The organism is Streptomyces sp. PR69, from assembly GCF_026420845.1.
In the GTDB taxonomy this organism is placed as follows: domain Bacteria; phylum Actinomycetota; class Actinomycetes; order Streptomycetales; family Streptomycetaceae; genus Streptomyces.
Genome location: NZ_JAOWCB010000091.1, coordinates 1 through 922 on the forward strand (window position 1 = coordinate 1; position 922 = coordinate 922).

The 922-nt window shown below is 68.5% G+C and carries 1 protein-coding gene; it reads right to left on the minus strand.

Annotated elements, in window-relative coordinates:
- Positions 1–19: 19 nt before the first annotated feature.
- A protein-coding gene (locus OF819_RS29020) for an IS5 family transposase (RefSeq protein WP_267246632.1) occupies positions 20–900 on the minus strand; the annotation gives its coding sequence in 2 pieces (ribosomal slippage) (positions 20–540 and positions 540–900; 882 coding nt in all).
- Between the last annotated feature and the right edge of the window lie 22 nt (positions 901–922).

Here is a 922-nt window from a genome sequence, read left to right on the forward strand (position 1 = left end):
CTAGGGTCTGTCCGGCGGATCATGTGCGGAGCCATAAGCGGATGGCCGCGACAGTGACTGTGCCGTGGAATACGTAGGCCCGCTTGTCGTATCTCGTCGCCACGGCCCGGAAGCCCTTGAGCAGGTTGATCGTCCGCTCGACTTCGTTGCGGCGCTTGTACTTGTCCTTGTCGAAGCCGGTGGGCCTGCCGCCTTTGCTGCCGCGGCGTCTGCGGTTGGCCCGCTGGTCCTTCGGCTCGGGGATGGTGTGCTTGATCTGGCGTCTGCGCAGGTAGCGGCGGTTCCGCCGGGACGAGTACGCCTTGTCGCCGCCGAGATGATCCGGCCGGGTGCGTGGATGCCCGCCTGTCGGCCGGGGGACGCGGACGCGTTCGAGGACCGGGATGAGCTGCGGGGCATCGCCCCACTGGCCTGGCGTGATCAGCAGGGCAAGGGGTCGGCGTCCGCCTTCACCGGCGAGGTGGATCTTGGAGGTCAGGCCGCCCCGGGACCGTCCGAGTCCCTCGTCGGGGCGGTGATGCCGGGGCGTTGATCTTTTTTCGGGACACGCGGTGCTTTCCTGCGTGCCCCGGCGGCGTGCTGGTGAGCGCGACAGGAGGTCGAGTCCACGCTCACCATGCTCCAGTCGATCCGGCCTTCCGCGTCGGCGTCGGCCTGGACGGCCTTGAGGATCTTGTCCCAGGTGCCGTCCGCGGACCAGCGTCTGTGCCGTTCGTAGACGGTCTTCCACCTGCCGAAACGCGAGGGAAGGTCCCGCCACGGGACCCCCGTGCGCTCACGGAAGAGGATCCCGTTGATCACCTTGCGGTGGCTGGCCCACCTCCCGCCGCGTTGCCCGGTCCCGGGCAGATGCGGCTTCAAGCGGGACCACTCCGCGTTCGTCAGATCGCCACGCCCCATGACCAATTACACGGCCACGCCC